At 70.8% G+C, this 24,898-nt stretch carries 24 protein-coding genes and 2 tRNA genes; 8 read left to right on the forward strand and 18 right to left on the reverse strand.

What is annotated here, in order from left to right; all coding sequences use genetic code 11:
* Positions 1–97: 97 nt before the first annotated feature.
* From F6J85_RS09565 to F6J85_RS09585, 5 genes are all read right to left on the reverse strand, one after another.
* Positions 98–772 carry an ATP-dependent Clp protease proteolytic subunit gene (locus F6J85_RS09565; protein WP_150924793.1) on the reverse strand — a complete coding sequence of 225 codons (675 nt, stop codon included), beginning with the start codon at positions 770–772 and terminating at the stop codon, positions 98–100.
* A 32-nt stretch (positions 773–804) separates the two neighbouring features.
* Positions 805–1,404, reverse strand: a complete 600-nt coding sequence (locus F6J85_RS09570; protein WP_150920825.1) for an ATP-dependent Clp protease proteolytic subunit — start codon at positions 1,402–1,404, stop codon at positions 805–807.
* Between the two features lie 81 nt (positions 1,405–1,485).
* The gene (locus F6J85_RS09575) at positions 1,486–1,977 is read right to left on the reverse strand and encodes a tetratricopeptide repeat protein (RefSeq protein ID WP_150924794.1); all 492 of its coding nucleotides are present in this window, start codon (positions 1,975–1,977) and stop codon (positions 1,486–1,488) included.
* A gap of 66 nt (positions 1,978–2,043) precedes the next feature.
* Complete coding sequence (gene tig / locus F6J85_RS09580; protein WP_150924795.1) at positions 2,044–3,624, reverse strand: trigger factor; 1,581 nt, start codon at positions 3,622–3,624, stop codon at positions 2,044–2,046.
* A gap of 74 nt (positions 3,625–3,698) precedes the next feature.
* Positions 3,699–3,772 (reverse strand) — tRNA-Pro (locus tag F6J85_RS09585).
* Positions 3,773–4,050: 278 nt separating this feature from the next.
* On the opposite strand from F6J85_RS09585, the gene F6J85_RS09590 reads away from it, so the two are divergent.
* Positions 4,051–4,124: transfer RNA gene (locus F6J85_RS09590), tRNA-Gly, on the forward strand.
* Positions 4,125–4,594: 470 nt separating this feature from the next.
* Here F6J85_RS09590 and F6J85_RS09595 read toward each other — a convergent pair.
* Together F6J85_RS09595 and F6J85_RS09600 are read right to left on the reverse strand one after the other, a co-directional pair.
* Positions 4,595–5,128 (reverse strand): gamma carbonic anhydrase family protein, encoded by a 534-nt coding sequence (locus F6J85_RS09595; RefSeq protein WP_150924796.1) that lies wholly within the window; start codon positions 5,126–5,128, stop codon positions 4,595–4,597.
* 9 nt (positions 5,129–5,137) lie between these two features.
* Positions 5,138–7,279, reverse strand: a complete 2,142-nt coding sequence (locus F6J85_RS09600; protein ID WP_150924797.1) for an acyltransferase family protein — start codon at positions 7,277–7,279, stop codon at positions 5,138–5,140.
* Positions 7,280–7,428: 149 nt separating this feature from the next.
* Here F6J85_RS09600 and F6J85_RS09605 point away from each other — a divergent pair, with 149 nt between their 5' ends.
* The gene (locus F6J85_RS09605; RefSeq protein ID WP_150924798.1) at positions 7,429–7,911 is read left to right on the forward strand and encodes a Dps family protein; all 483 of its coding nucleotides are present in this window, start codon (positions 7,429–7,431) and stop codon (positions 7,909–7,911) included.
* Positions 7,912–7,956: 45 nt separating this feature from the next.
* Here the strand turns inward: F6J85_RS09605 and F6J85_RS09610 are convergent, their stop codons facing one another.
* From F6J85_RS09610 to F6J85_RS09630, 5 genes are all read right to left on the reverse strand, one after another.
* Positions 7,957–9,447 carry an amidohydrolase gene (locus tag F6J85_RS09610; protein ID WP_150924799.1) on the reverse strand — a complete coding sequence of 497 codons (1,491 nt, stop codon included), beginning with the start codon at positions 9,445–9,447 and terminating at the stop codon, positions 7,957–7,959.
* On the reverse strand, positions 9,444–10,079 hold the full coding sequence (locus tag F6J85_RS09615) for an FMN-binding negative transcriptional regulator (protein WP_150924800.1): 636 nt from the start codon (positions 10,077–10,079) through the stop codon (positions 9,444–9,446). The genes F6J85_RS09610 and F6J85_RS09615 overlap by 4 nt, the downstream gene beginning before the upstream one ends.
* Before the next feature lie 114 nt (positions 10,080–10,193).
* Complete coding sequence (locus F6J85_RS09620; protein ID WP_150924801.1) at positions 10,194–11,192, reverse strand: Fpg/Nei family DNA glycosylase; 999 nt, start codon at positions 11,190–11,192, stop codon at positions 10,194–10,196.
* A complete protein-coding gene (locus F6J85_RS09625) occupies positions 11,192–11,734 on the reverse strand; it encodes a ribose-5-phosphate isomerase (protein ID WP_150924802.1) in 543 nt (180 codons plus the stop codon). Before F6J85_RS09625 ends, F6J85_RS09620 begins: the two co-directional genes overlap by 1 nt.
* A 10-nt stretch (positions 11,735–11,744) precedes the next feature.
* Positions 11,745–12,935, reverse strand: coding sequence for a ferrochelatase (locus tag F6J85_RS09630; RefSeq protein WP_150924803.1), 1,191 nt, complete (start codon positions 12,933–12,935; stop codon positions 11,745–11,747).
* Between the two features lie 129 nt (positions 12,936–13,064).
* Here F6J85_RS09630 and pepN point away from each other — a divergent pair, with 129 nt between their 5' ends.
* The 4 genes from pepN (at position 13,065) to F6J85_RS09650 (ending at position 18,970) form a co-directional block, all read left to right on the forward strand.
* Positions 13,065–15,608 (forward strand): aminopeptidase N, encoded by a 2,544-nt coding sequence (gene pepN / locus F6J85_RS09635; protein WP_150927320.1) that lies wholly within the window; start codon positions 13,065–13,067, stop codon positions 15,606–15,608.
* A 68-nt stretch (positions 15,609–15,676) separates the two neighbouring features.
* Positions 15,677–16,843 carry a mechanosensitive ion channel family protein gene (locus F6J85_RS09640; protein WP_150924804.1) on the forward strand — a complete coding sequence of 389 codons (1,167 nt, stop codon included), beginning with the start codon at positions 15,677–15,679 and terminating at the stop codon, positions 16,841–16,843.
* On the forward strand, positions 16,840–17,280 hold the full coding sequence (locus tag F6J85_RS09645) for a globin (RefSeq protein ID WP_150924805.1): 441 nt from the start codon (positions 16,840–16,842) through the stop codon (positions 17,278–17,280). Before F6J85_RS09640 ends, F6J85_RS09645 begins: the two co-directional genes overlap by 4 nt.
* Positions 17,281–17,305: 25 nt before the next feature.
* Positions 17,306–18,970 carry an FAD-binding dehydrogenase gene (locus F6J85_RS09650; protein WP_150924806.1) on the forward strand — a complete coding sequence of 555 codons (1,665 nt, stop codon included), beginning with the start codon at positions 17,306–17,308 and terminating at the stop codon, positions 18,968–18,970.
* A 15-nt stretch (positions 18,971–18,985) separates the two neighbouring features.
* On the opposite strand, the gene F6J85_RS09655 is transcribed toward F6J85_RS09650, so the two are convergent.
* Entirely contained in the window at positions 18,986–19,657 is a 672-nt protein-coding gene (locus tag F6J85_RS09655) for a DUF8185 domain-containing protein (protein WP_150924807.1), read from the reverse strand.
* Positions 19,658–19,706: 49 nt separating this feature from the next.
* On the opposite strand from F6J85_RS09655, the gene F6J85_RS09660 reads away from it, so the two are divergent.
* Positions 19,707–20,579, forward strand: a complete 873-nt coding sequence (locus F6J85_RS09660) for an acyl-CoA thioesterase (RefSeq protein ID WP_238706907.1) — start codon at positions 19,707–19,709, stop codon at positions 20,577–20,579.
* Here the strand turns inward: F6J85_RS09660 and F6J85_RS09665 are convergent.
* The 5 genes from F6J85_RS09665 to msrA all read right to left on the reverse strand — a co-directional run bounded on the left by F6J85_RS09665 (position 20,570) and on the right by msrA (position 24,520).
* Positions 20,570–21,067, reverse strand: a complete 498-nt coding sequence (locus F6J85_RS09665; RefSeq protein WP_150924808.1) for an acyl-CoA thioesterase — start codon at positions 21,065–21,067, stop codon at positions 20,570–20,572. The genes F6J85_RS09660 and F6J85_RS09665 overlap by 10 nt on opposite strands.
* A complete protein-coding gene (gene ettA, locus F6J85_RS09670) occupies positions 21,060–22,739 on the reverse strand; it encodes an energy-dependent translational throttle protein EttA (protein WP_150924809.1) in 1,680 nt (559 codons plus the stop codon). The genes F6J85_RS09665 and ettA overlap by 8 nt, the downstream gene beginning before the upstream one ends.
* A gap of 71 nt (positions 22,740–22,810) precedes the next feature.
* Positions 22,811–23,299 (reverse strand): DUF6993 domain-containing protein, encoded by a 489-nt coding sequence (locus F6J85_RS17985; protein WP_238706908.1) that lies wholly within the window; start codon positions 23,297–23,299, stop codon positions 22,811–22,813.
* Between the two features lie 19 nt (positions 23,300–23,318).
* Positions 23,319–23,846 carry a single-stranded DNA-binding protein gene (gene ssb, locus F6J85_RS09680; RefSeq protein WP_150921452.1) on the reverse strand — a complete coding sequence of 176 codons (528 nt, stop codon included), beginning with the start codon at positions 23,844–23,846 and terminating at the stop codon, positions 23,319–23,321.
* A 146-nt stretch (positions 23,847–23,992) separates the two neighbouring features.
* Positions 23,993–24,520 (reverse strand): peptide-methionine (S)-S-oxide reductase MsrA, encoded by a 528-nt coding sequence (gene msrA, locus F6J85_RS09685; protein ID WP_150924810.1) that lies wholly within the window; start codon positions 24,518–24,520, stop codon positions 23,993–23,995.
* 105 nt (positions 24,521–24,625) lie between these two features.
* On the opposite strand from msrA, the gene F6J85_RS09690 reads away from it, so the two are divergent.
* Positions 24,626–24,871, forward strand: a complete 246-nt coding sequence (locus F6J85_RS09690; protein WP_150924811.1) for a hypothetical protein — start codon at positions 24,626–24,628, stop codon at positions 24,869–24,871.
* Positions 24,872–24,898 lie beyond the last annotated feature (27 nt).

A 24,898-nucleotide genomic window follows, 5' to 3' on the forward strand; every position in this document is an offset into this window, starting at 1 on the left:
GCAACCGACATCGGAGCGTATTGCGACGCCGATGGCGCAGCGTGTGCGCAACGACGAAGCCCCCGCCGCGATGCGACGGGGGCTCCGGTGAGTGCGTTCAGCGCGTGAGCGCCGCCGTGGGCGTGCGCTTGCGGGTGGTGAGCACCTGGTCGACCAGGCCGTACACGACCGCCTCCTCCGCGGAGAGGATCTTGTCGCGGTCGATGTCCTTGTTGACCTCTTCGGCCGTCTTGTTCGAGTGCTTGGCCAGCGTCGCCTCGAGCCACGTGCGCATCCGCATGATCTCCTGCGCCTGGATCTCGATGTCGGACGCCTGGCCGTGGCCGGCCTCCCCCATCGCGGGCTGGTGGATCAGGATGCGGGCGTTCGGCAGCGCCAGACGCTTGCCCGGCGCGCCGGCTGCCAGCAGCACGGCCGCCGCCGACGCGGCCTGCCCCAGCACGACGGTCTGGATCTGGGGCGAGACGTACTGCATCGTGTCGTAGATCGCCGTCATCGCGGTGAAGGAACCACCGGGTGAGTTGATGTACATGATGATGTCGCGGTCGGGGTCCTGGCTCTCCAGGACCAGCAGCTGCGCCATGACGTCGTCGGCGGATGCGTCGTCGACCTGCACACCGAGGAAGATCACGCGGTCTTCGAACAGCTTGTTGTACGGGTCCTGGCGCTTGTAGCCGTAGGCGGTGCGCTCCTCGAACTGCGGGAGGACGTAGCGGCTGCCGGGCATCTGCAACGCCTGCGGGTTCGCGCCACCGAAAGTGGGTGTCTGCATATCGGGAATGTCCTTCTCTTTCGACGCGGGTCTCAGGCGTCCGCGCCGTTGTCGGCGGTGCCGCCGCCGCCGATGACGTCGGTGGCGGATTCGCGGATGTGGTCGACGAAGCCGTACTCGAGCGCCTGCTGGGCGCTGAACCAGCGGTCACGGTCGCCGTCGGCGTTGATCTGCTCGACCGGCTTGCCGGTCTGCGCCGCGGTGATCTCGGCGAGCCGCTTCTTCATGTCGAGGATGAGCTGCGCCTGGGTCTGGATGTCACTGGCGGTACCGCCGAAGCCACCGTGGGGCTGGTGCAGCAGGACGCGGGCGTTGGGCGTGATGTAGCGCTTGCCCTTCGTGCCGCTGGTCAGCAGCAGCTGACCCATGGAAGCCGCCATGCCGATACCGACGGTGACGATGTCGTTGGGCACGAACTGCATCGTGTCGTAGATCGCCATGCCGGCCGTGATGGAGCCGCCGGGCGAGTTGATGTAGAGGTAGATGTCCTTCTCGGAGTCTTCGGCAGCCAGCAGCAGGATCTTGGCGCAGATCTCGTTCGCGTTGTCGTCGCGCACCTCCGAGCCGAGCCAGATGATGCGGTCCTTCAGCAGCCGGTCGAAGACGCTTGTTGCGACCAGGGGTTCGGGCATGTGTGCTCCAATTTCCGTTCGATCTGGCATTGAATCTACCGGCGCTCCCCGGGTGGGGTACGCGTGTTCGCCGTCGGCAGATCAGGCGCGTCGTTCCGCGATCTCCCGCGCGTACCCGGTCACCGACCGCGTGTACCGGGGCAGGTGGGGAGCCAGTGCCTGCAGCGCGACCGCGGCCGCGCGATCGGCGTCGCCGGCCGAGACGAGCGCGAGGGCGAGGAAGGCCGCCACCGCGTCGTGCAGCGCCGTCCCCTCGGTGCGGTCGTACTCCGCTTCCAGCAGGGCGAGCGCCTCATCCACCCGCCCGAGGTTGCGCAGCGTGCTGGCCAGCTGGATCACAGCCTGCGTGCGCACGTCCGGGGCGAGCGGGCTGCGCAGCGCCGCCCGGTACAGCGGCTCGGCGTCCTCCTCGAGGCCCGCGGAGTCGCGGGCACCCGCCCGCTCGTAGAGAGCACGGGGGTCGTCGTCATCCCGTTCCGCCGCCAGCGCGTCGATGGCGGCGATCCGCTCGAGGTCGCTCAGGCCGGCGTCGGCCCACACCGCGTCGACACGCGCGTTCCAGTCGTCGCTCATACTCACTCTCTCCGTGCACAAGGGGGTGGGCGCCGTGGCTCCCACCCCCTTGTCACGCACCGTCGGTCACTCCGCGGCGTCAGCCTTCTTCTTCTTGGCAGGGGCCTTCTTCGCGGGGGCCTTCTCGGCCGGAGCCTTCTCGGCGGCCTTCTTGGCAGGCGCCTTCTTGGCAGGCGCCTTCTTCGCGGGAGCCTTCTCGGCCGGAGCATCCTCGGCCGGAGCATCCTTCGCGGCAGCCTTCTTGGCGGGAGCCTTCTTGGCGGCCTTCTTCGGCGTCTCCTCGGCCGCGAGCACCTCGTCGGCGTCCGCAGCGGCGTCGGCGATCTCCTGCGCCTCCTCCACCACCTCTTCCTCGGCGGCGGCCTCGTCTTCGACGGCGACGAAACCGGTCAGGTCGACCGGCTTGCCGTCGGTGTCGACGACGGTGACCTTGCTGAGCGCGACGGCGAGAGCCTTGTTGCGGGCGACCTCACCGACGAGGGCCGGCAGCTGGTTGCCCTGCTGCAGCGCGTCGACGAACTCCTGCGGCGCCATCCCGTACTGGGCGGCGGACTGGATGAGGTACTGGGTCAGCTCGTCCTGCGACACCTGGACGTTCGCCTGCTCGGCGACCTTGTCCAACAGCATCTGCGTGCGGAACTGCTTCTCGCTGGCCTCGGTGACCTCGGCGCGGTGGGCGTCGTCCTCGAGGCGGTTCTCGTTCTCGAGGTGGGTGTGCACCTCGTCTTCGATGAGCTGCGGCGGCACGGGGATCTCCACCTTCGCGAGCAGCTCTTCGACGAGCTTGTCCCGCGCGGCCGACCCCTGCGCGAACGTCGACTGCTGCGCGACGCGCTCCTTGAGGCTGTCACGCAGCTCGCCGATGGTGTCGAACTCGCTGGCGATCTGGGCGAAGTCGTCATCCGCTTCGGGAAGCTCGCGCTCCTTCACCGCCGTGACGGTGACGGCCACCTCGGCCTCTTCGCCGGCGTGGTCGCCGCCGACGAGCTTGGAACGGAAGGTCGTCTCCTCGCCCGCGGTGAGCGATTCGATCGCCTCGTCGATGCCCTCGAGCAGTTCGCCGGATCCGACCTCGTACGACACGCCTTCGGCGCGGTCGATCTCGGTGCCCTCGATCGTGGCGACGAGGTTCAGCTCGACGAAGTCGCCGGTGGCGGCGGGGCGGTCGACCGTGACGAGCGTGCCGAAGCGGCCGCGCAGGCGGTCGAGCTCCTCGTCGATCGCGGCGTCGTCGACCTCCGCAGCATCCACGGTGATGGTGATGTCGTCGTAGTCGGGCAGGTCGAACTCCGGACGCACGTCCACCTCGACCTCGACCACGAGATCGCCGGAGAAGTCCTTGAGCTCGGGGAGCGACACGACCTCGGCGCTGGGACGGCCGATGACGCGGACGCCCTGGGCTTCGACGGCCTGGCGGTAGAAGCTGTCCAGGCCTTCGTTGACGGCGTGCTCCAGGACCGCGCCGCGACCGATGCGCTGGTCGATGATCGGAGCCGGCACCTTGCCCTTCCGGAACCCGGGGATCTGCACGTCCTGCGCGATGTGCTCGTATGCGTGAGCGATGCTCGGCTTGAGCTCGTCGGGCGAGACCGTGATGTGCAGCTTGACCCGCGTGGGGTTGAGCTTCTCGACGGTGCTGTTGACCATGCCTGTTCGTTCTCCTCGTGTGTTCCGCGCGCATACGCGAGCGGTCGTAGGTCCGGTTCGTGGGGTTTCGTACGTCGGGGCGACAGGATTTGAACCTGCGGCCTCCCGCTCCCAAAGCGGGCGCTCTACCAAGCTGAGCTACGCCCCGGGCGATGCGCACGTGCGCGCACGACGAACGGCCCCGCAAAGTCTAGTCGATCCGCTCACGCTCGACCTGTGCCGCCGGCTCGGGCCGGTGGGGACATCGCCGTACGTGTGTCGCCCGGCACGCCGTCACACCACGATCGCGCCTGTTCCGCGCATCCGCGCCATCCCTTTACGTGGCGGACGCACCGAAGTGGCGCGAACCCGAGGCCCGGCGTGCCGCGCGTCGGGAGATGCGCCGGCGTTCGGTTAGACTCGGGATGCTGCGGCGCGAGCCGCCGCGGGGATGTAGCTCAATGGTAGAGCCTCAGTCTTCCAAACTGATGGTGCGGGTTCGATTCCCGTCATCCCCTCCACATCCGCACTTTGCGCCACCGCACCCGCGCCCGAACTCCTCAAGAACGGCGCCTACGGGTGCGACCAGGCCGGTATTCGCCGCCTCCGGGCGCGGATTTGCGGAGTTCGGGACGGAAGGCCCGCTCACGCACCGAGCAGCGGACCGGCGCGTCAAACCCGTACGGCGGAGCGGCGGCGGCGGCGGCGGCGGCGGCGGCGGCGGCGGCGGCGGCGGCGGCGGGGCACGGTAGGCAGGCGCCCGCGCGGGTTCCAACCCGGCTCATCCCCTCCACCTCCGCACTTTCCGCCGCCGCACCCGCGCCGAACTCCTCAAGAACGGCGCCTACGGGCGCGACTGGGCCGGTATTTGCCGCCTCCGGGCGCGGATTTGAGGAGTTCGGGACGGCACGCCCGCGAGCGGCGGCACACGGGGTCACGGCACGCGAGCGGCCGTCGGAGCCGCGAGCCAGAAGCCGGCGGCGGGCTTGGGTCAGGCCAGGGCGGCGGCGTGCGTGCGGAGGTGGTCGCGGTAGACGTCGGCGTTGCGGCGGAGGCGAGCGCGCTCGTCGTCGGTGAGTTCGCGCCGCACCTTGGCCGGAACACCCGCCACCAGGGAGCCGTCGGGGATGACGGTGCCCTCCAGCACGACCGCTCCCCCGGCGATCAGGCACCCCGCGCCGATGACGGCGCCGGAGAGGATGACGCTGCCCATGCCGATGAGAGACCCGTCGCCGATGGTGCAGCCGTGGACGACGGCGTTGTGCCCGACCGAGACGTTCTCCCCGATGCGCACGGGCGAACCGGAATCCACGTGCACCGACACGTTGTCCTGGAGGTTGCTTCCGGCCCCGACGGTGATGGCGGCGCTGTCGGCGCGCAGGACGGCGTTGTACCAGACGCTCGCCTCCGGGGCGAGGCTCACGGCGCCAACGATGCGGGCACCGGGGGCGACGAAGGCGGTCGGATCGATCGACGGGGTCGCGTCGGGGAGGGCGAGAACGGTGGCGTCGGCGGCGATCGTCATGCCGCGAGCCTACTCAGGCCGCGCGAGCGCATCGCGCACCGCCATGGTCAGCCACGGCGCGAGCGTGTCGGCGAAGGTGACCGTCAGGTGGTCCTGGTCGCGGTACACGTTGGCACCGCCGACCACCGGGGAGCAGGTCTCCCCCGCGCAGTACACGTCGGTGAAATCCAGGAGCGTCACGCCGTCGGCGCCCTCGGCGGCCGCGCGCACGGGGTCCTCGGCCACCAGCACCTCCGAGCGCGGGGCGTCGCACTCGGCGGCGTCGCGGATGCGGAGGCACTTGTTGGGATCGGTCTCCCACACGGGATTGTCCACGACCGTGATGACCGGCACCCCGCGATCGGTCATCGTCGACCATGCCTCCCGGTAACCGGCCACCGCCGCCTCGAACGAGGAGTCGAACCCGTCTGCGGAGTACGGCGTGGTGGCGATGGCCGCCGTGAGGACGGCATCCACATCCGAGGCGGCCAGTTCCTCGGCCACCCCCGCGCGCCAGTCGGTGCACGCCTGCCCGAACGCCCCGGGCGTGGACAGGGGTGTGGCATTCCATGGGCACGCGCCCTTGAAGTACGTGACGAGGCGCCACCCCTCGTCTTGGGCGATCCGCTGGAACGTGGGCAGCAGCTGGTAGGCGTGACTGTCTCCGACGAGGGCGACGGTGGGGGCATCGGCGGCCTCGGAGCCGAACTCGCACGAGACGACGTCGGCGTTGTTCAGCTGGACGAAGCACTGCTCGTCGGCTGGTCGGTCAACGCCGGCGAAGCCCGGCGCCGGCAGCACGGTGTCGTTCCACTCCGTCTCGGCGCACTCCTCCGACAGCACGGCGGCCGCGCCGAAGCAGTCCGGCGGATCCTCCCGCAGCTGCTCGAGCGCCTGCACCCCGTCGCGGTAGGCGGGCGCGTTCACGGCCCACGCCGCGCCCGCGGTGCCGCCCACCAGCAGCATCGCCGCCAGCGACGACCACAGCGTCACGCGCGCCGGGCGGGAGGTCAGCGCCCGCCAGGAGCGGGTGGGATCCTCCACGAAGCGCTTGGTCAGCCAAGCCAGGACGAAGCACAGCACCAGCAGCGCGACGCGGTGGTAGATCGTCAGGCCCCAGAACGGCACCGACGGCGCGATCACGATGAGCGGCCAGTGCCACAGGTACAGCGAGTACGAGATGTCGCCGACGAACTGCGCCGGGCGCAGCGACAGTATGCGCGTCGGGTACCACCAGCGCTCGGTGTTCGACGCCGCGATCACCGCTGCCGCACCGAGGGTGGGAAGAGCGGCGGCGTAGCCGGGGAACGGCGTCTGCCCGTCGAAGCGGAACGCGACGAAGACGAGCGTCAGGATGCCACCCCATCCGAGCACGAAGCTCACGACGGGATGCTGCACCCGCAGCAGCGGAACGAGCGCGATCATCGCCCCCACGCCGAACTGCCACATGCGCCCGAAGGTCACGAAGTAGGCGGGGGCGGGGTCGGTGAGGGTGAACACGACGCAGAAGACGAAGGACGCCGCCGACACGACGCCGAGCACGACGAGCACGGCGCGGCGCGTGGAGCCGCGGAACCACTTCACCGCGATCCATGCCGCCAGCAGCATGAGCAGCGGCCACATGACGTAGAACTGCTCTTCGAGCGACAGCGACCAGTAGTGCTGCACCGTCGTGGGCTCGCCGCCGTGCCCGAGGTAGTCGGCGGAGGTGAGAGCGAGGAACCAGTTCTCGACGTAGAACGTGGATGCGACGATCTCCTGCACCTCGTTCGGCAGAGCCGAGGTCGGGGTGAGGTAGGGCGACATCGCCACCAGCGCGCAGAACAGCAGCACCAGAAGCGACGCAGGCAGCAACCGGCGCGCGCGGCGCGCCCAGAACTGAGCGAGGCGCACCGTGCCCGTCGCGGTCAGCTCGCGCATGAGGTGCCCCGTGATGAGGAACCCGGAGATGACGAAGAAGACGTCGACGCCGACGTAGCCGCCGGGCAGCCGCCCTGGCCAGAAGTGGTAGAGCACGACCAGGAGCACGGCGATCGCGCGCAGACCCTGCACGTGCGGCAGGAAGCGCGCCGGCTCGGCGTGCTCGGGAGAGCGGCCGGGAGGCAGGCGGCGCCGCAGTCGCGCCGGGTCGCCGAGGTTCTGGGGAGCGGGGAGCGGGTCGGCGGAAGGCACCACTCGACGGTAGTCGACGCGGAGCGCGCGGCCGGGATTTCGGCCCACCGACGCCGTGTAAGCCCAGCCTTCGCTTCCTTGCGCAATGCCTCGGCCTGAGTAGCGTTGTCTTCCTCGGGCATCCCGTGCCCAGTACGGAGGCGAGAATCATGACTCACACGCACACCACGCCGGCCACCGCAGCCGACCCCACCGTCGCCGCAGCCGCTGCCCAGTTCCTCAGCCCGGTCGTCGCGGGCCTGACCGCCCTGTCGGTCAACGGAAAGCAGGCGCACTGGAACGTGCGCGGATCCAGCTTCATCGCGATCCACGAGCTCCTCGACACCGTCGTGGACCACGCCCGCGAGTGGGCTGACGACGCCGCCGAGCGGATCGTCGCACTCGGCCTGCCCGTGGACGGACGCCTGGCCACCGTCGCCGAGAAGACCTCGTCGGCCGTTCCGGCCGGGTTCACCCCGTGGGAGGACATGGTCCGCGACGTCATCGCCGACATCGACGGCGTCCTCACCGACCTGCAGGCGGCCATCGACGGCCTCGACGAGATCGACCTGACCAGTCAGGACGTCGCGATCGCGATCAAGGAGGGCCTGGAGAAGGACCGCTGGTTCCTCTTCGCCCACCTCGCGGAGTAAGCATGCCTCGACGAAGCCCCCGGTGCTGCCGGGGGCTTCGTCGTGTCATCGGGCGTGGGTGACCCGCCCGGCCACGAGGGTCGCCTGCACCTGCATGGCCCGCAGGCCGGCCTCGTCGGCGGCGCGCGGATCCGATGCGCACAGCGCCAGGTCGGCGACCGCGCCCGGTTCGATCCGCGACGCGGCGCGGGAGCCTCCGGCGGTGGATGCGGCGAGGGCGACGCCCAGCGGGAGCCGCTCGTGCGGCTGCCACGGGTCTCGCCCGCCCCGCGTGCGGAACACCGCCCCGGCCATCGCCGCCCACGGGTCCAGCGGGGTGACCGGAGCGTCCGACCCCAGCAGGAGGTTCGCCCCCGCGTCGGCGAGCGACCTCAGCGGATAGGGCTGCGCCGTCTGGTGTGCCCATACGGTGTCCACGAGGTCGCGGTCATCCAGTGCGTGCTCGGGTTGCACGCTCGCGGCCACCCCCAGACGAGCGAAGCGCGGGATGTCGGCATGGCGCACGAGCTGGGCGTGCTCGATCGAGCCGTGCGCGCCCGTCATGGCGAACGCGTCGAGAGCCGCGGTGTTGGCGACGTCGCCGATGGCGTGCACGGCGCAGCCCAGACCCGCCGCCGTCGCGCGCGTCATGAGCTCGAGCAGCCTCTCCGGCCCGACGGTGAGCATGCCGTTTCCCCCGTCGTCGCCGTAGGCGTGCGAGCACGCCGCCGTGCGGGTGCCCAGCGAGCCGTCGGTGATGACCTTGAGTCCCCGCACCCGGACGAGGCCTGCGGGGTCGCCGTGCACGGGATCGCCCGTGCGCAGGCCGGCCGCGATCGCGAGGTCGAGGTGCTCGGGGTAGATCCCGTACTCGATGCGCAGCAGGTCGAAGCCGTCGCCCACGCGGCGCTGCCACGCGTCGTGGTTCCATGCCATGTCCAGGTCGACGATGCCGACCACCCCGCGTGCGGCCGCCGCGCGCGCGAACGCACTCACCCGCCGGTCGCCGGCGGCGGCATCCACCGCGTTCAGGCGGCGGGAGATCTCGAACGCGTCCGCCTCGCGCAGCACGCCGTCGGCGGGGGCGGGGAAGCCTTCGCGGCGCAGCGCGGCGGAATTCAGCCACACGCTGTGCACGTCGGCGTTGATGAGGTAGGTCGGCACCTCGCCGGTGGCCCGGTCCAGCGCGTCCCGGCTCGGCCGGTCGGCCCAGAACGCGTCCCGGAAGCCCGTGCCCACCCGCCGGTCGTCGACGGGCGCCACCGACCCCATGACCGCCGCCGCCTCGGCAGCGGATGCGGCGTGCCCGAGGGGCACGCGCTCGCCGGCGAGCGCGGCCTGGAGCATGTGCACGTGGTGATCCCACAGCCCCGGCACGATCCATCCCCCGTCGGCGTCGAGCACCTCTCCGACCGCGCGCAGCGCTCCGGTCGGGGCGATGTCGGCGATGCGGCCGTCCGCGAGGAGGATGTCGACCGGGCCGTCGTCGGGGAGCAGTTCGCTGCCCTCACCGGCGATCCGAGCCGCGCGGATCGTCCCGACGCGCGTCCCGATCATGCGCGCCGCCGCGCGTCGGCCGCCCTCTGCATCTCCGCCGCCAGCAGCGGCTGCGCGTACGGACCGTCGCCGGACAGTTCGGCGATGATGGTCTCGACGACTTCGGGGTCCTTGTTCTGGCTCAGCTTGCGCTTGGCCACGACGCGCGAGGGGGTCAGGCGGAAACCCACCGTGCCTTTCTCCAGCCGCTCCACGAACGTCGCGTCGTTGGGTCGTTCCCACAGCTGCCGCGGCTGGGGCAGGGCGCTTTCGAAGCGCGCGACGAGGCGGTCGAGCACCCGCAGGTTCTCCTCCGGCGTGAGCAGCTCGGGCACCCCGGTCAGGTGCGCGGAGAAGAAGTTCCAGGTGGGCACGGATGCCGCGTCGCCGTACCAGCCCGGGGAGATGTACCCGTGCGGCCCCTGCACGACCACGAGCAGCTCCCGCTGACCCAGCCCGTGGATGAGGTCGTCGGGCTTGCCGACGTGCCCCACGATGGTGAGGTCGTCGCGGTCGTCATCCAGCAGCACGGCGTAGTGCGAGGCGACCAGACCGTCCTCGGTCGCGCTGACGAGCGTGACCCACGGGTTCTCCTCCACCAGCCGCCGCAGTTCGCCCATGTCGGTGACCGCGAAGCTCGGGTTCTGTCGCATGGACGCAAGCCTATTGCCGCGGGAGAGCCCGGCGCCGGTGCGCTCGGCCGGGCGCCCCGCCACGGCGGGACGGACGGAGCCGACCCGATGCCGCGGACCCTCCGATCGCGGCGATCACCGCTGGCAGGAGGGGCACCAGTAGAGGTTCCGCCCCGCGGCCTCCTCGACGACGATCTCCGTCCCGCACACCCGACAGGGCAGCCCCGCGCGGTGGTAGACCCAATGACGATCGTCACGGCTGGCCATCGCCCGCCGGTAGGCGTCGGGATCCAGATCGTCCATGGTCATCATCTGACCGATGTCGACGCCGATCGTCAGCAGCCGGGCCCAGTCGCGCCACAGCCCACGGACGAGCTCTTCGGGGACATCGCGCCCCGGCGTATGCGGGTTCAGGCGCGCGCGGAACAGCAGCTCCGCGCGGTAGACGTTGCCGATGCCGCTCACGACGGACTGATCCATCAGGAGCAGGCCGATCGCCGTTGCGCGGCGCCGCACCGCGGCCACGAAACGCTCCTCCCCCGCCTCCGTGCCGTCCACGAGCGGATCGGGCCCCAGCTTCGCGATCGTCGCGGCGACCTCGTCCGGGGTCTGCAGCACGCACGCGGTCGGGCCGCGCAGGTCGGCGCACGTGACGTCGGTGAGCAGGCGCAGGCGCACCTGCCCCACCACCGGCGGCGGCCACTCCAGCTCTTCCTGAAGCCCCGTGGTCTGCTCCGACATGCGCACGCGCCCGCGCGCCCTGCGGGGGGCGCCGATGGACGACAGCGAGTTCTCGCCGGCGGCATCCAGGATCGGCTCGGCGCCGAGGTCGGTGCCGCGCTGGTTGGTCTGCCCCATGCGACCGTTCGCCGCAGCGATCGTGGGGTCGACGAGGATCTCGCCTGCGAAGTCCCACGCACCGTACAGGCCCAGGTGCACCCGCAGCCACAGGTCATCGTCGAACTCGAGGAACATCTGCTTGCCCACCGCCCGCACAGAGGTCGCTGCGCGCCCGGAGATCAACTCGGCACCCTCGGCGAACCGGCCCTGCGGACTGGATGCGGCGAGCGGGCGTCCTACGAAGTTGCGGTCGAACTGGCGGGCGATGCGATGGACGGAGTGCCCTTCGGGCATCAGCCCGCCTCGGGGTCGAACCCGTCGCCGTCGGCGAGCACGGCGGGCCCGGCGGCCCCGGCCCGCGGGTCGGGCTCCAGCGCCCCGTCGATTTCGAACGCCGCGATCTGGGCGATGCGGCGGGAATGCCGCTCCTCACCGGAGAACGGCGTCGCGACGAAGCGGTCGATGAAGGCGGACGCCTCGTCGAACGTGTGCTGGCGGGCGCCGATCGCGATCACGTTGGCGTCGTTGTGCTCGCGGGCGAGCTCGGCGGTGGCGATGCTCCACACCAGGGCGGCGCGCACGCCGCGCACCTTGTTCGCCGCGATCTGCTCGCCGTTGCCGGAGCCGCCGAAGACGACGCCGAGGGCCTCGATGCCATCCTCCTGATCGCGCACGACCGCCTGGGCCGCGCGGATGCAGAAGGCCGGATAGTCATCGAGGGCGTCGTAGTCGACCGGACCGTGGTCGATGACTTCGTGCCCCTGCGCAGCAAGGTGATGCTGCAGCTGCGTCGAGAAATCCAGGCCCGCGTGGTCGGTGGCGATGTGGATGCGCATGACTGTCATCCTAGGGAGCCACACCGGCGGCGGCGGGCTTGAACCCGGCCCGCACGTTCTCGCAGCAGCCCGGCCGGCAGACGTCGAACCACGGTCCCAGGGCTGTGGCGTGCGGGCGTTCGGCGGCCGGGGTCCCCCGCAGCCGCTCCTCGATGAGGTCGACGAGTCCCGATACGTACGCCGGATCCACGCCGGGCGTGGGAGTGCGCACTGCGCGCAGCCCCGCCTCGGCCGCCGCCTCCATCGCTTCGGTGTCCAGGTCCCACAGAACCTCCATGTGGTCACTGACGAATCCCAGCGGCACGATCGCGACCGCCTCGACGCCCTCGGCGGGAAGGCCGGCGATCACGTCGTTGACGTCGGGTTCCAGCCACGGCTGCTGCGGCGGCCCCGACCGGGACTGGTAGACGAGCTGCCACGCGACGTCGGCGACGGATTCGGCGAGTTCGGCCATCACCAGTTCGGCGACCGCGCGGTGCTGGGCCGCGTACGCGCCGCCCTCCCCGAGCTCCAGATCGCGCGGGCCGGAGCGCTCGGCATCGGCGAGCGGAATCGAGTGGGTCGAGAAGAGCACCCGGATCGCCTCGGGCGCGATGCCCTCGGCAAGGAATGCGGTGACCGCCGCGCGCACCCCTTCCACGAACGTCGTGACGAAACCCGGGTGGTCGAAGAACTGGCGCACCTTGTCGATCGTCACGGTCTCACCCAGCCCGGTCGACTCCAGCACCCGCGCGAAGTCCTCGCGATACTGGCGGCAGCTGGAGAAGGAGCTGTACGCGCTGGTGGCGATCGCCAGGAGGGTGGTATCGCCGGCGGACGCAGCATCCTGCACGGCCTCTTCGAGATAGGGCGACCAGTTGCGGTTGCCCCAGTACACCGGCAGCCCCAGACCCCGGCGCTCGATCTCCGCCTCCAGCGCCGCCTTCAGGGCACGGTTCTGCGCGTTGATCGGGCTCACCCCGTCGAAGTGGCGGTAATGGTGCGCGACCTCCTCCAGGCGCTCATCGGGGATGCCGCGCCCCCGGGTGACGTTGCGCAGGAAGGGGATGACGTCGTCCTGCCCCTCCGGGCCGCCGAAGCCGGCGAGGAGGATCGCGTCGTACGCGACGGGTTCTTCGATCCACGGCAACCCCGAACGCGCGGCTGCGCTGGCGTAGGGGACGGGGTCGGATGCGGGGGGCTGGGGGGCTTGTGGCGGCACCCCTCCATCCTCTCACCGCCCCCGCACCCGCTCTCCGTTCCCGGGGACCCCGGCGCTAGGCTGTTACGGTTGCCGCCGGCGCCAGCAGCGCCTCGCGACATCCCGCCTCTTACCCCTGGGAGCATGCACGTGCCTGGAGAGAACCTCACCCGCATCGAGGCGCAGGAGCGCCGCGCCGTCGTCGACACCCACTCGTACGAGGTCACCCTCGACCTCACGCGGGGCGCGGAGGTGTTCGGGTCGCGGACGGTGATCCGCTTCGCCGCCACCGAAGGCGCCGACACCTTCGTCGACCTCATCGCACGCGAGGTGCGCGAGATCACCCTCAACGGCCGCCCGGTCGACCTCGCCGCCTTCTCGGACTCGCGCATCGCCCTGACGGGCCTGGCCGGCGAGAACGAACTGGTCGTGGACGCGGACTGCCTCTACACCAACACCGGCGAGGGACTGCACCGCTTCGTCGACCCGGTCGACGACGAGGTCTACCTGTACTCGCAGTTCGAGGTGCCCGACTCCCGGCGCATGTACGCCGTCTTCGAGCAGCCGGATCTGAAGGCCACGTTCCAGTTCACCGTCACCGCACCCGAGCCGTGGGCGGTGGTGTCCAACTCCCCCACGCCCGAGCCGCAGCGACACGGCGACGGGACGGCGACCTGGTCGTTCGAACCCACCCCGCGGATCTCGTCATACATCACCGCGCTGATCGCCGGGCCCTACGAGTCGACGTTCTCGGAGCTGACCAGCTCGTCCGGCCGCGTCATCCCGCTGGGCGTGTACGCGCGCAAGAGCCTGTGGCAGTACCTGGATGCCGACTACGTCTTCGACAAGACGCGTGAGGGCTTCGCCTACTTCGAGGAGAAGTTCGCCTACCCGTACCCGTTCGCCAAGTACGACCAGCTGTTCGTGCCGGAGTTCAACGCCGGCGCCATGGAGAACGCCGGCGCGGTGACCTTCACCGAGTCGTACGTGTTCCGCAGCAAGGTCACCGACGCGATCAAGGAACGTCGCGTCGTCACGATCCTGCACGAGCTGGCGCACATGTGGTTCGGCGATCTGGTCACCATGAAGTGGTGGAACGACCTGTGGCTGAACGAGTCGTTCGCCGAGTGGGCCTCCACGATCGCCACGGCCGAGGCCACCGAGTGGACCCACGCGTGGACGACCTTCAACGCCATGGAGAAGACGTGGGCGTACCGGCAGGATCAGCTGCCCTCCACCCACCCCGTGGTCGCCGAGATCAACGACCTCGAAGACGTGCAGGTCAACTTCGACGGCATCACCTACGCCAAGGGCGGATCGGTCCTCAAGCAGCTGGCCGCCTGGGTGGGCATCGAGCAGTTCTTCGCCGGCGTGGCGGCGTACTTCGCCAAGCACGAGTGGTCCAACACCGAGCTGCCCGACCTGCTGTCGGAACTCGAGGCCACGAGCGGGCGCGACCTCAGCGGCTGGTCGAAGAAGTGGCTCGAGACCGCCGGCGTCAACACGCTCTCCCCGCTCATCGACGAATCCTCCGATGGCACGATCTCCCGCTTCGGGATCATTCAGACCGCACCGGCGGATTACCCCACGATCCGTCCGCACCGCCTGGGCGTGGGCTTCTACGAGCTCACCGACGGCGCCCTCGAGCGCGTGCACTACCTGGAGCTGGACGTCGACGGCGACCGCACCGATGTGCCGGAGCTGAACGGGCACCGCCGCCCCGACCTCGTGCTGCTCAACGACAGCGACCTCGCCTACGCCAAGATCCGCCTCGACGAGCGGTCGCTTCGCACGGCGATCGCCCATCTGAAGGACATCAGCGACCCGCTGGCCCGCTCGCTGGTGTGGGGCGCGGCGTGGGATCAGACGCGGGATGCCGAGGCCTCCGCGAGCGACTACGTCGACCTGGTGCTGCGCAACATCGGCTCCGAGACGGAATCGACCACCGTGCGCACGACGCTCGCGCAGCTGCAGCTGGCGGCCAACTCCTACGTCACCCCGGAGAGCCGGGACGCCACGCGCGAGCGCGTCGCGGCGGGACTGTGGGAGCTGGCGCAGGCCGCCGAGGCGGGCAGCGACAGCCAGCTGCAGTTCGTCACCGCGTTCGCCTCGGCTGCCGCCACCGCCGATCAGTGGGAGCAGGTGCGCGCCCTCCGCGACGGCGAGACGTCGCTGGAGGGCCTCGAGATCGACACCGACCTGTCGTGGCAGCTGCTGGTCTCCCTGGCCGCGGGCGGGCGGGTCGGCGTCGAGGAGATCGACGCCGCGCTCGAGGCCGACAACACCGCCAAGGGCGGGGAGTTCGCCGCGCAGGCGAAGGCCGCGCTGCCGGATGCGGCGGCGAAGGCCGCGGCATGGGACGCGCTCGTCGCCAACGACGACGCCCCCAACACGATCGTGCGCGCTGCGGCGGCCGGCTTCGTCCACCCGGCCACGGTGAACACGCTCGCCCAGTTCGTGACGGCCTACTTCGACATGCTGCTGCCGGTGTGGGAGTCGCGCTCCTACCAGATCGCGCAGTACCTGATCGTCGGTCTCTACCCTGCCCCCCTCGCGAACGTCGCGCTGCGCGACGCCACGCGCGCGTGGCTGGCCGAGCACACCGACGCCCCGCCCGCCCTCCGCCGTCTCGTCAACGAGAACCTCGCGGGCGTGGAGCGCGCGCTGTCGGTGCAGGAGCGCGACGCGGAGTAGAGCGGCACGCCGCACGGATGCCTCGACGCTCAGCCGGCGCCGAGGCATCCGTGGCTAGCATGGGCTGGATGTCCGCACCCACTCCGCCGCCCGAGACCTCCGTCACCTCCCCCGACTTCTGGGTGCGCGTCGGCGAGGTCGCCGCCGACGTCGGCCTCAAGGCCCTCAACGTCGTCGTCGTGATCGCGGTGAGCGTGCTGCTGGCGTGGCTCCTTCGGTTCGTGATCCGCCGCGTCGTGGGGCGCATCGTCACCGGCGCCAAGAGCAAGGCGAACGTCGACGACACGCAGGCCCTGGAGCGCTCGCCCCTGAGCGCGGTCCGGCTCGTGCAGCGCACGCGCACGCTCGGATCGATCCTGCAGAACATCGTCAACGTGGCCGTCGTGGTCATCGCCCTCGTGCTCATCGCCGGGATCGTGGCGCCGAACATCCTCGCCTCCCTGACCCTGCTGACCGCCGCGATCGGCGCGGGCCTGGGTTTCGGCGCGCAGAACATCGTCAAGGACGTGCTCAACGGGATCTTCATCGTCGCCGAAGATCAGATCGGCATCGGCGACGTCGTCGACGTCGGCCTCGCGACCGGCGTGGTGGAGTACGTCAGCGTCCGGATCACGCACGTCCGCGACGTCAACGGCACGCTGTGGTACGTCCGCAACGGCGAGATCACGCGCATCGGCAACATGTCGCAGGGCTGGTCGCGCGTCATCGTCGACCTGGCCGTCCCGGCCGACGCCGACGTCGACGAGGTCGAATCCGTCATGCTGGGGGCCGCCCAGACGCTGACGAAAGACCCGAAGTGGCGCACGCGCATCATCGAGCAGCCCGAGATCTGGGGCCTGGAGTCCGTCAGCGGCGACGCGCTCGTCATCCGCATCGTGATGAAGACCCGCGCCAACACCAAGGATGATGTGGCCCGCGAGCTGCGGATGCGCCTCAAGGTCGCCATCGAGGAGCTGGGCCTGAAGATCCCCCAGCTCAACTCCATCGTCCTCTCCGGCCCCGAAGGGGCCCAGCGCGTGCGGGGAGCCAACCCGCCCAGGACGCGCCCGAACCCGGTGACGCCGGAGCGCCCCGTGTGGAAGCCGCGCCGTAAGCGCAACACCGCGGAGGATTCCGGCGGGAAGGACGCCGCCGCATCCTCGAAGACCCCACCGGCCCCCGCGCCCAAGACTCCGCCGGCCCAGCGCGCCCCCGGGAAGCCGGCCGCCGACAAACCAGAGGGGCCCGGCACATGAGTGAACCACTGAGCTTCTTCGACGAGGTCGGCGGTGAGGCGGTGTTCCGCCGCCTGGTCGAGGTGTTCTACCGCGAGGTGGCCCTGGACGACGTGCTCAAGCCGATGTACCCCGAGGAGGACCTCGGTCCCGCTCAGGAGCGCCTGACACTCTTCCTCATGCAGTACTGGGGCGGGCCGACGACCTACAGCCAGGGCCGCGGTCATCCCCGCCTGCGGATGCGGCACATGCCGTACGCCGTGGACGCCGACGCGCGCGACCGGTGGCTGCGCTGCATGCGCACGGCGGTGGACGAACTCGAGCTGCCGCCGCTGCACGAGGCCACCCTGTGGGATTACCTCTCCCGGGCCGCCTATGCCATGGTGAACACGATCGACGCGACGGGCGACCGGGGAGTCCGGCCCTCGCTGCCGCTGGCGGGAGACGACCGCCGCTGACCGCCGGGACGACGAAGGAGTCGCCATGACCGTCCGGACGTACGACACCGACCTGCTCATCATCGGGTGGGGCCTGGCGGGCCTGGTCGCCGCACGCGAGGCTCTGCGGGCGGGAAAGCGGATCGTCGTGGTCGACCAGGAGTCGCGCACCAACCTCGGGGGCCAGGCGTGGTGGTCCTTCGGCGGCCTGTTCTTCGTCGATTCCCCCGAGCAGCGACGGCTCGGGATCACCGACTCGCTCGACCTGGCTCGGCAGGACTGGTTCGGCACCGCGGGCTTCGATCGCCCGGAGGACGCGCGGCCGCGGGAGTGGGCCGAGGCCTACCTCGCCTTCGCCGCCGGCGAGAAACGCGCCTGGCTCAAGGAGCTGGGCGTCGGGTTCTTCCCCATCGTCGGGTGGGCGGAGCGGGGCGGGTACACCGCACTCGGTCCGGGTAACTCCGTGCCCCGCTTCCACATCGCGTGGGGTACGGGTCCCGGCGTTCTCGCGCCGTTCCAGGCCGCGCTGGAAGACGCCGAGCGGGACGGACGCGCCGTCATCCTGCCGCGTCATCGCGTCACGCAGCTGCGCACGGACGGGGGCGTGGTCACGGGCGCCGCCGGCGATGTGCTCGCACCCACCGGCGCGCCGCGGGGCGCCGCATCCTCGCGCGAGGGCGTCGGCGCGTTCGAGGTGAACGCGGCGGCCACCGTCGTCGCTGCCGGCGGCATCGGCGGCAACCACGAGCTGGTCCGTGCGCAGTGGCCGGCGCGCCTGGGAGCACCGCCGACGTCCATGGTGGCGGGGGTGCCGGCCTACGTCGACGGATCGATGCTGGGCATCGCGGCCGCAGCCGGCGGCAGGCTCATCAACGGCGACCGGATGTGGCATTACGTCGAGGGAATCCGCAATTGGGACCCGGTGTGGCCCTCCCACGGCATCCGCATCCTGCCCGGCCCCTCATCGGTGTGGCTGGATGCCACCGGCCGGCGCCTGCCCGCTCCCCTGTTCCCGGGCTTCGACACGCTGGGCACCCTCGCTCACCTGCGCACCACCGGCTACGACCACTCGTGGTTCGTGCTGTCCTCGCGGATCGCCGAGAAGGAGTTCACGCTCTCCGGCAGCGAGCAGAACCCCGACCTGACCGGCAAAGACCTGGGGCTGCTCGTGCGTTCGCGCCTGGGCAAGGGCGCGGCCGGCCCCGTGCAGGCCTTCCTCGACCACGGCGAGGACTTCGTCGTACGGGGCGACCTGGACGCCCTCATCGCCGGGATGCGGGCCCTTCCCGGCGGCGAGGCGCTCGACGGCGCACGCGTGCGCACCGAGATCGAGGCACGCGACCGCGAGATGGCGAACGACTTCACCAAAGACGCCCAGATCGCGATGCTCCGCTCCGCGCGCGCCTTCCGCGGCGACCGCATCATCCGCACGGCCGCACCTCACCGCATCCTCGACCCCGCCGCCGGTCCCCTCATCGCGGTCAGACTGCACGTGCTCACGCGCAAGTCCCTGGGCGGTCTCGAGACCGACCTGGGCGGCCAGGTGCTCGGCGACGGCGGCGCCCCGATACCGGGCCTGTACGCCGCCGGGGAGGCCAGCGGGTTCGGCGGCGGTGGGATGCACGGCTACCGCGCGCTGGAGGGGACGTTCCTGGGCGGCTGCCTGTTCTCCGGCCGTGCGGCCGGGCGTGCGGCGGCTGCGGCGCTGTAGCGCGGCGGCCGTTCCTCAGGCCGCGCCGGTGCGGCGAACGGGCGTCAGTCCCGCCCGCAGGGGCCCGCGGACCAGGACGTGCCCGCGCTGGAGCGAGATGCGTGTCCACGGTCCGGCTGCGCGCAGGACGGCCGTCTCTTCGCCGGCGATGAACCCGAGGGCGAAGGCCGTGAACGCCACCCCCAGCGGCAGGTCGCGCAGGGCGTCGTCGGGCGGGCCCCACACCTGGGCGCGCACCGCCCGGACCGCGTCCTCCCCGGCATCGACGGGCACCCGGTCGGCGACCGCCGCGATCCCCCACTGCGCGCGGGAGGCCAGGACGGATGCGGCCACCTCCCCCGCCGCGGCCCACCCGCCACGCGGCGGCGACACCCCGGCCCAGCTCGCCGACAGGGCCGTGGCCGGCAGCGCGACGGATGCGGGGTCATCCAGCGCCGTCGTGAGCGCGTCCGCGGCGACGACGAGGTCGCACTCGAGTTCGGGGTCCACGCCCATCACGCGCATACCCAGGATCGTGGGTGTGCTGTCGCCCAGGCCCCGGGGGGCCAGCGGAGCGCAGGTGACCACGAGCGTGCCGGCCGCGGCGCGCAGTCGCACCGCGCCGTCGCCGAGGCGGGAGGCACGCGAGGCGAAGGTGAGCAGATCCGCCGCGGCCTCGGCGTCGGGGAAGATCAGGCGCGGGGACACCCGCCCTAAACTATCAAGGGGCGGTGGACACCCGCCGGTAGGAGGACGAGTGTCGGACGCGATCGATCCGGTGCAGGGGCTGCTGGACGTACTGGATCTGAAAGACGCCGGCGCACGCACCACCGAGGACATCTTCACCGGCACGTCCCAGCCGATGCCCACCGGTCGCGTGTACGGCGGTCAAGTCCTGTCGCAATCCGTGGTCGCCGCCGCGCGCACCCTCCCGGCGGATCGCATGATCCACTCCATGCACGGCTATTTCCTGCGCCCCGGCGACGTCGAGGACGGCATCACCTTCTCCGTCGACCGCATCCACGACGGCCGGTCCTTCTCCACGCGGCGCACGCAGGCCTACCAGGCAGGCGTGCCGATCTTCTCCATGATCGCCTCGTTCCAGGACGAGGACCCGGGCGTGGACCATCACGAGCCGATGCCCGAGGTCCCGAACCCCGAAGACCTGCCCGATCCGGCGCTGGGCGCCGAGGCGCAGCATCCCATGACCCGCCGGTTGTTCACTCAGCGACCCGTGGACCTGCGCCACGTCCCCTCGTCGATCTACTTCGAGGTGGCCGGCGACCCCGTGCCGCGGCAGGCGGTGTGGATGCGCGCGCGTCGGCGCCTGCCCGACGACCGGCTGCTGCACCGAGCCGCCCTCGGGTACCTGAGCGATCTGACGATCCAGGAGCCGATCCTCCGCGCCCACGGCATCCCGTGGTCGTATCCGGGGCTGCGGGTCGCGAGCCTGGATCACGCCATGTGGTGGCACCGCGACGCCCGGGTGGATGACTGGCTGCTCTACGTGCAGGAGTCCCCCAGCGCCCGCGGCGGACGGGGACTGGCCACCGGGCGCATCTACACGCGCCAAGGCGTCCTGGCCGCCAGTGTGGCCCAGGAGATCATGGTCCGCATCCCTCAGGACTGACGGCGCCGCCCGTGGTCGATCGGGTCGTCGAGGAAGGGCGTCCAGGCGGCGCGCTCCTCGGCGCTCCAGCGCTGCGGGCGGCCGGTGGCGGTGTCGACGATCACGACCACGGCCGTGGCGCGGGCGTACAGCACCTGCTCCTCGTCGCCGAGGGGACTGTACACCTCGAAGCACACGTCGGCGCTGGAGCCGCCGATGCGCCCGATCCACAGCTGCACGTCCAGCGGGCGCTGCCCGTACGGCACCGGCCGGTAGTACTCGATCTCCTGCCGGGCGATGAGGGTCGCCCGGGCGCCGCCGTTTTCCAGCACGTCCATGTCGAACACCGCGGTGGGAAGCGGCTCGGCCGTGCCGTCGCCGCGCCAGAACGCCCGCAGCCGGGCCTCTTCGAGCAGTTTCAGCATCGAGGTGTTGTTGACGTGGCCGAGCGCGTCCAGGTCGCCCCACCGCAGGTGGATGGGGATGTGCAGCCGCGGCCGGTCAGTCACGCGTCAGCTTGCGGTAGGTCGAGCGGTGCGGGTTGGCGGCGTCCGGGCCGAGGCGCTCGATCTTGTTCTGCTCGTACGCTTCGAAGTTGCCCTCGAACCAGTACCACTTGTCGGGGTGCTCCTCGGTGCCCTCGTACGCCAGGATGTGGGTGGCGATGCGGTCGAGGAACCACCGGTCGTGCGTGATGACCACCGCGCAGCCGGGGAATTCCAGCAGGGCGTTCTCCAGCGACCCGAGGGTCTCGACGTCGAGGTCGTTGGTCGGCTCGTCCAGCAGCAGCAGGTTGCCGCCCTCCTTGAGCGTGAGGGCGAGGTTCAGCCGGTTGCGCTCACCACCGGAGAGCACACCGGCCTTCTTCTGCTGGTCGGGACCCTTGAAGCCGAACTTGGACACGTAGGCGCGCGAGGGGATCTCGACCTTGCCGACGGTGATGATGTCGAGGCCGTCGGAGACGACCTCCCACAGGGACTTGCTCGGGTCGATGTTGGCGCGCGACTGGTCGACGTAGCTGATCTTGACCGTCTCGCCGATCTTCAGCTCGCCGCCGTCCAGCGGCTCGAGCCCCACGATGGTCTTGAACAGCGTGGTCTTGCCGACGCCGTTGGGTCCGATGACCCCGACGATGCCGTTGGGCGGCAGGCTGAAGCTGAGTCCGTCGATGAGGGAGCGGTCACCGAAACGCTTCTGCAGGTTCTTCGCCTCGATCACGACGCTGCCCAGGCGCGGCCCCGGCGGGATCTGGATCTCCTCGAAGTCGAGCTTGCGCGTACGGTCGGCCTCGGCGGCCATCTCCTCGTAGCGCGCCAGACGCGCCTTGGACTTGGCCTGGCGTCCCTTGGTGTTCGAGCGCACCCAGTCCAGCTCTTCGGAGAGGCGCTTGGCCAGCTTGGCGTCCTTCTTGCCCTGGACCTCCAGGCGCTCGCGCTTCTTCTCCAGGTAGGTGGAGTAGTTGCCCTCGTAGCCGATGAGGCGACCACGGTCGACCTCGGCGATCCATTCTGCGACGTTGTCGAGGAAGTACCGGTCGTGCGTGACGGCGATGACGGCGCCGGGGTACTTCTGCAGGTGCTGCTCGAGCCACAGGACGCTCTCGGCGTCCAGGTGGTTGGTCGGCTCATCCAGCAGGAGGAGGTCGGGCTTCTGCAGCAGCAGCTTCGTCAGGGCGACACGGCGCTTCTCACCACCGGACAGCGGCGCGATCTCGGCGTCGCCGGGAGGTGTGCGCAGCGCGTCCATGGCCTGCTCGAGCTGGGAGTCGAGGTCCCACGCGTCGGCGGCGTCGATCTCCTCCTGCAGTGTGCCCATCTCCGCCAGCAGCGCATCGAAATCGGCATCGGGGTCGGCCATGAGACCGGAGATCTCGTTGAAGCGGTCAACCTTGGCCTTGATCGCGATGCCGTCCTGGATGTTCTCCAGCACGGTCTTGGATTCGTCGAGCTCCGGCTCCTGCATGAGGATTCCGACGGTGAAGCCCGGGCTGAGCTTCGCCTCGCCGTTGGACGGAGTGTCCATCCCGGCCATGATCTTCAGGATCGTCGACTTTCCCGCGCCGTTCGGACCCACCATGCCGATCTTGGCACCGGGAAGGAACGCCATCGTGACGTCGTCGAGGATCAGCTTGTCGCCCACGGCCTTGCGGGCGCGCACCATCGAGTAGATATATTCCGCCATAACCTGTCCAGTCTACGGTCCGCCGCCGCGACCGCCGCCGCCCACGCGCTGCCGCGCGCGGGCGGGCGACGTCACCAGTCGATCGGGCGGGTGTTGCCGACGAGGCATCCCCCGGTCTGGAGCCCGGGCATCACGGCGGTCACGGGGTCGCCCGTGGCCGGCCCGACCTGGCCGATGAGGCAGTCTTCGCCCCACCGCACGGAGAACTGGATGCTCTCGGCAGGGTTCCCCACCGTCGACTCGTCGGCGGTGACCTGCATGGCCGCCCGGTCGAACCCCGCCGCTGTGAGGGCGTCGATGTACGCCCGCCCCACCACCGCGTCCGGCCCGGCCCACACCCCCTGCACGACGTCGGTGAAGAACGGCAGGTTGTCGTCGGCGGTGCCGCCGGGAACCAGTGCGGGTCCGGTCGGCGTCGGCGCAGGCGTCGACGGCGCCGGTGCCGGAGACGTGGCCGACGGCGTGGGCGCGGGCTCGGGCGTGCACGCGGTGACTGTGGCAGCCAGCGCTCCCGCGAACATGAGGGCGGCAAGACGCCGGGTCACGAGCGTTCGGGCCACGAGGGAAGTCTATGCCGCCTCAGAACGGAGTCTCGTCCGAGCCGGCGGGCACCCCGGAGCCCCGGTCCGCACCGGCACCCACCAGATCCGCAGTCGCGGCCGGGATGGTCCAGCCGCTCGCATCGGTGGCGCCCGCCGCGGTCTGCTCGCCGGTGCGGGTCTGGTCGCCCGCGCCGCGATCGGATTCCCCGCCGTCCGCTCGCTGATAGGACGTGGTCCCCCACAGCAGGTCATGGCCGACGGAGTCGGCGTCGATCTCGGCGGTCGTGCCGCGCTTGGTTCCGGTGTCCCAGTCGCGCAGCCGCAGCCGGCCGGTCACGACCACCCGGTCACCCTGATGCAGCGACGCGTAGGCGTGCTCGCCCAGCCCGCGGAACGCCGACACCGTGAACCAGTTCGTGTACTGCTCCACCCACTTCCCGCTCCCGCGGTCGAACCGCCGGTGCGATGATGCCAGCCGGAACGAGGTGACCCGCACCCCTTCGGCGATCGTGCGCTGCTCGGGCTCGGTGGCGATGTTGCCGGTGACGGTGATGATCTCGGTCATGTCGCATCCTCTCGGTCGGATGCTCCGGTGACCGCGTGCCCGTCGGACACCGGAGCTGTCACCATCGTCGCGAGCCGACGGAGGCGCGGACGGGCCGGTGCCCGGGCTGGGGACAAGGGCGCTCGAACGCCGCCTGGGGAGGAGGGTCAGCCGGTGATGAGGTAGTCGGCGAAGCGGGCGCGCACCTTGCTGACCTTGGGCGCGGCCACGGCCAGGCAATAGCCCTGCGTGGGGTTCTTCGCGAAGAAGTCCTGGTGCGCGTCCTCTGCGGGGAAGAACTCGCCGAGAGGCTCGATCGTCGTCACGATCCCGCCGTCCCACCACTGCGACGCCCGGTCGCGCGCGGCCTCGAAGACTCGGCGCTGCTCGTCGTCGGCGAAGAACATCGCACTGCGGTACTGGGTTCCGATGTCTCTGCCCTGCCGGTTCAGCTGACGCGGGTCGTGCATCGTGAAGAACGCGTCGAGGATGATGTCGGAGGAGATCACCTCGGGATCGAAGGACACTGCGACGGCTTCGGCGTGGCCGGTTCGTCCCGTGCAGACCTGCTCGTAGGTCGGTGAGGGGGTCTCACCGCCGGTGTAGCCGGAGACCACGGAAGTCACCCCGCGCAGGACACGGTAGGCGGCATCCAGGCACCAGAAGCAGCCGCCTGCCAGCACGAAGGTGGTCATGAGTCCTCCCCGGGATCGGCCGTCGCCTCCACGTTACGCGCTCCGCTCACCGGCCCCGGCGGCCTCCGGCGCCGGATGTCGGAGGGCGTGCCTAGCGTGGGAGACATGATCACGATCGACACGCCCGAGCTGCCGGCTCCGGCCTGGGCGCGCCTGCGCGTCGTCGGCCGCGGTCGGTGGCGGGTGGCCGACCGTTCCGGACGCGTCATCGGTCACGTCCACCGCGTCGCCACCGACCACGGATGGCGGTACGCCGCCGAGCGCTTCCACGCCCCGTCCCGCTCGTTCCGCCGGCTCGGTGAGTTCTGGACGTCCGATGAGGCGCTGGAGTGCCTCAAGTACCAGCGCTGAGCAGGTATCAGGGCTGAGCAGGTATCA

It is taken from the genome of Microbacterium lushaniae (genome assembly GCF_008727775.1).
In the GTDB taxonomy this organism is placed as follows: domain Bacteria; phylum Actinomycetota; class Actinomycetes; order Actinomycetales; family Microbacteriaceae; genus Microbacterium; species Microbacterium lushaniae.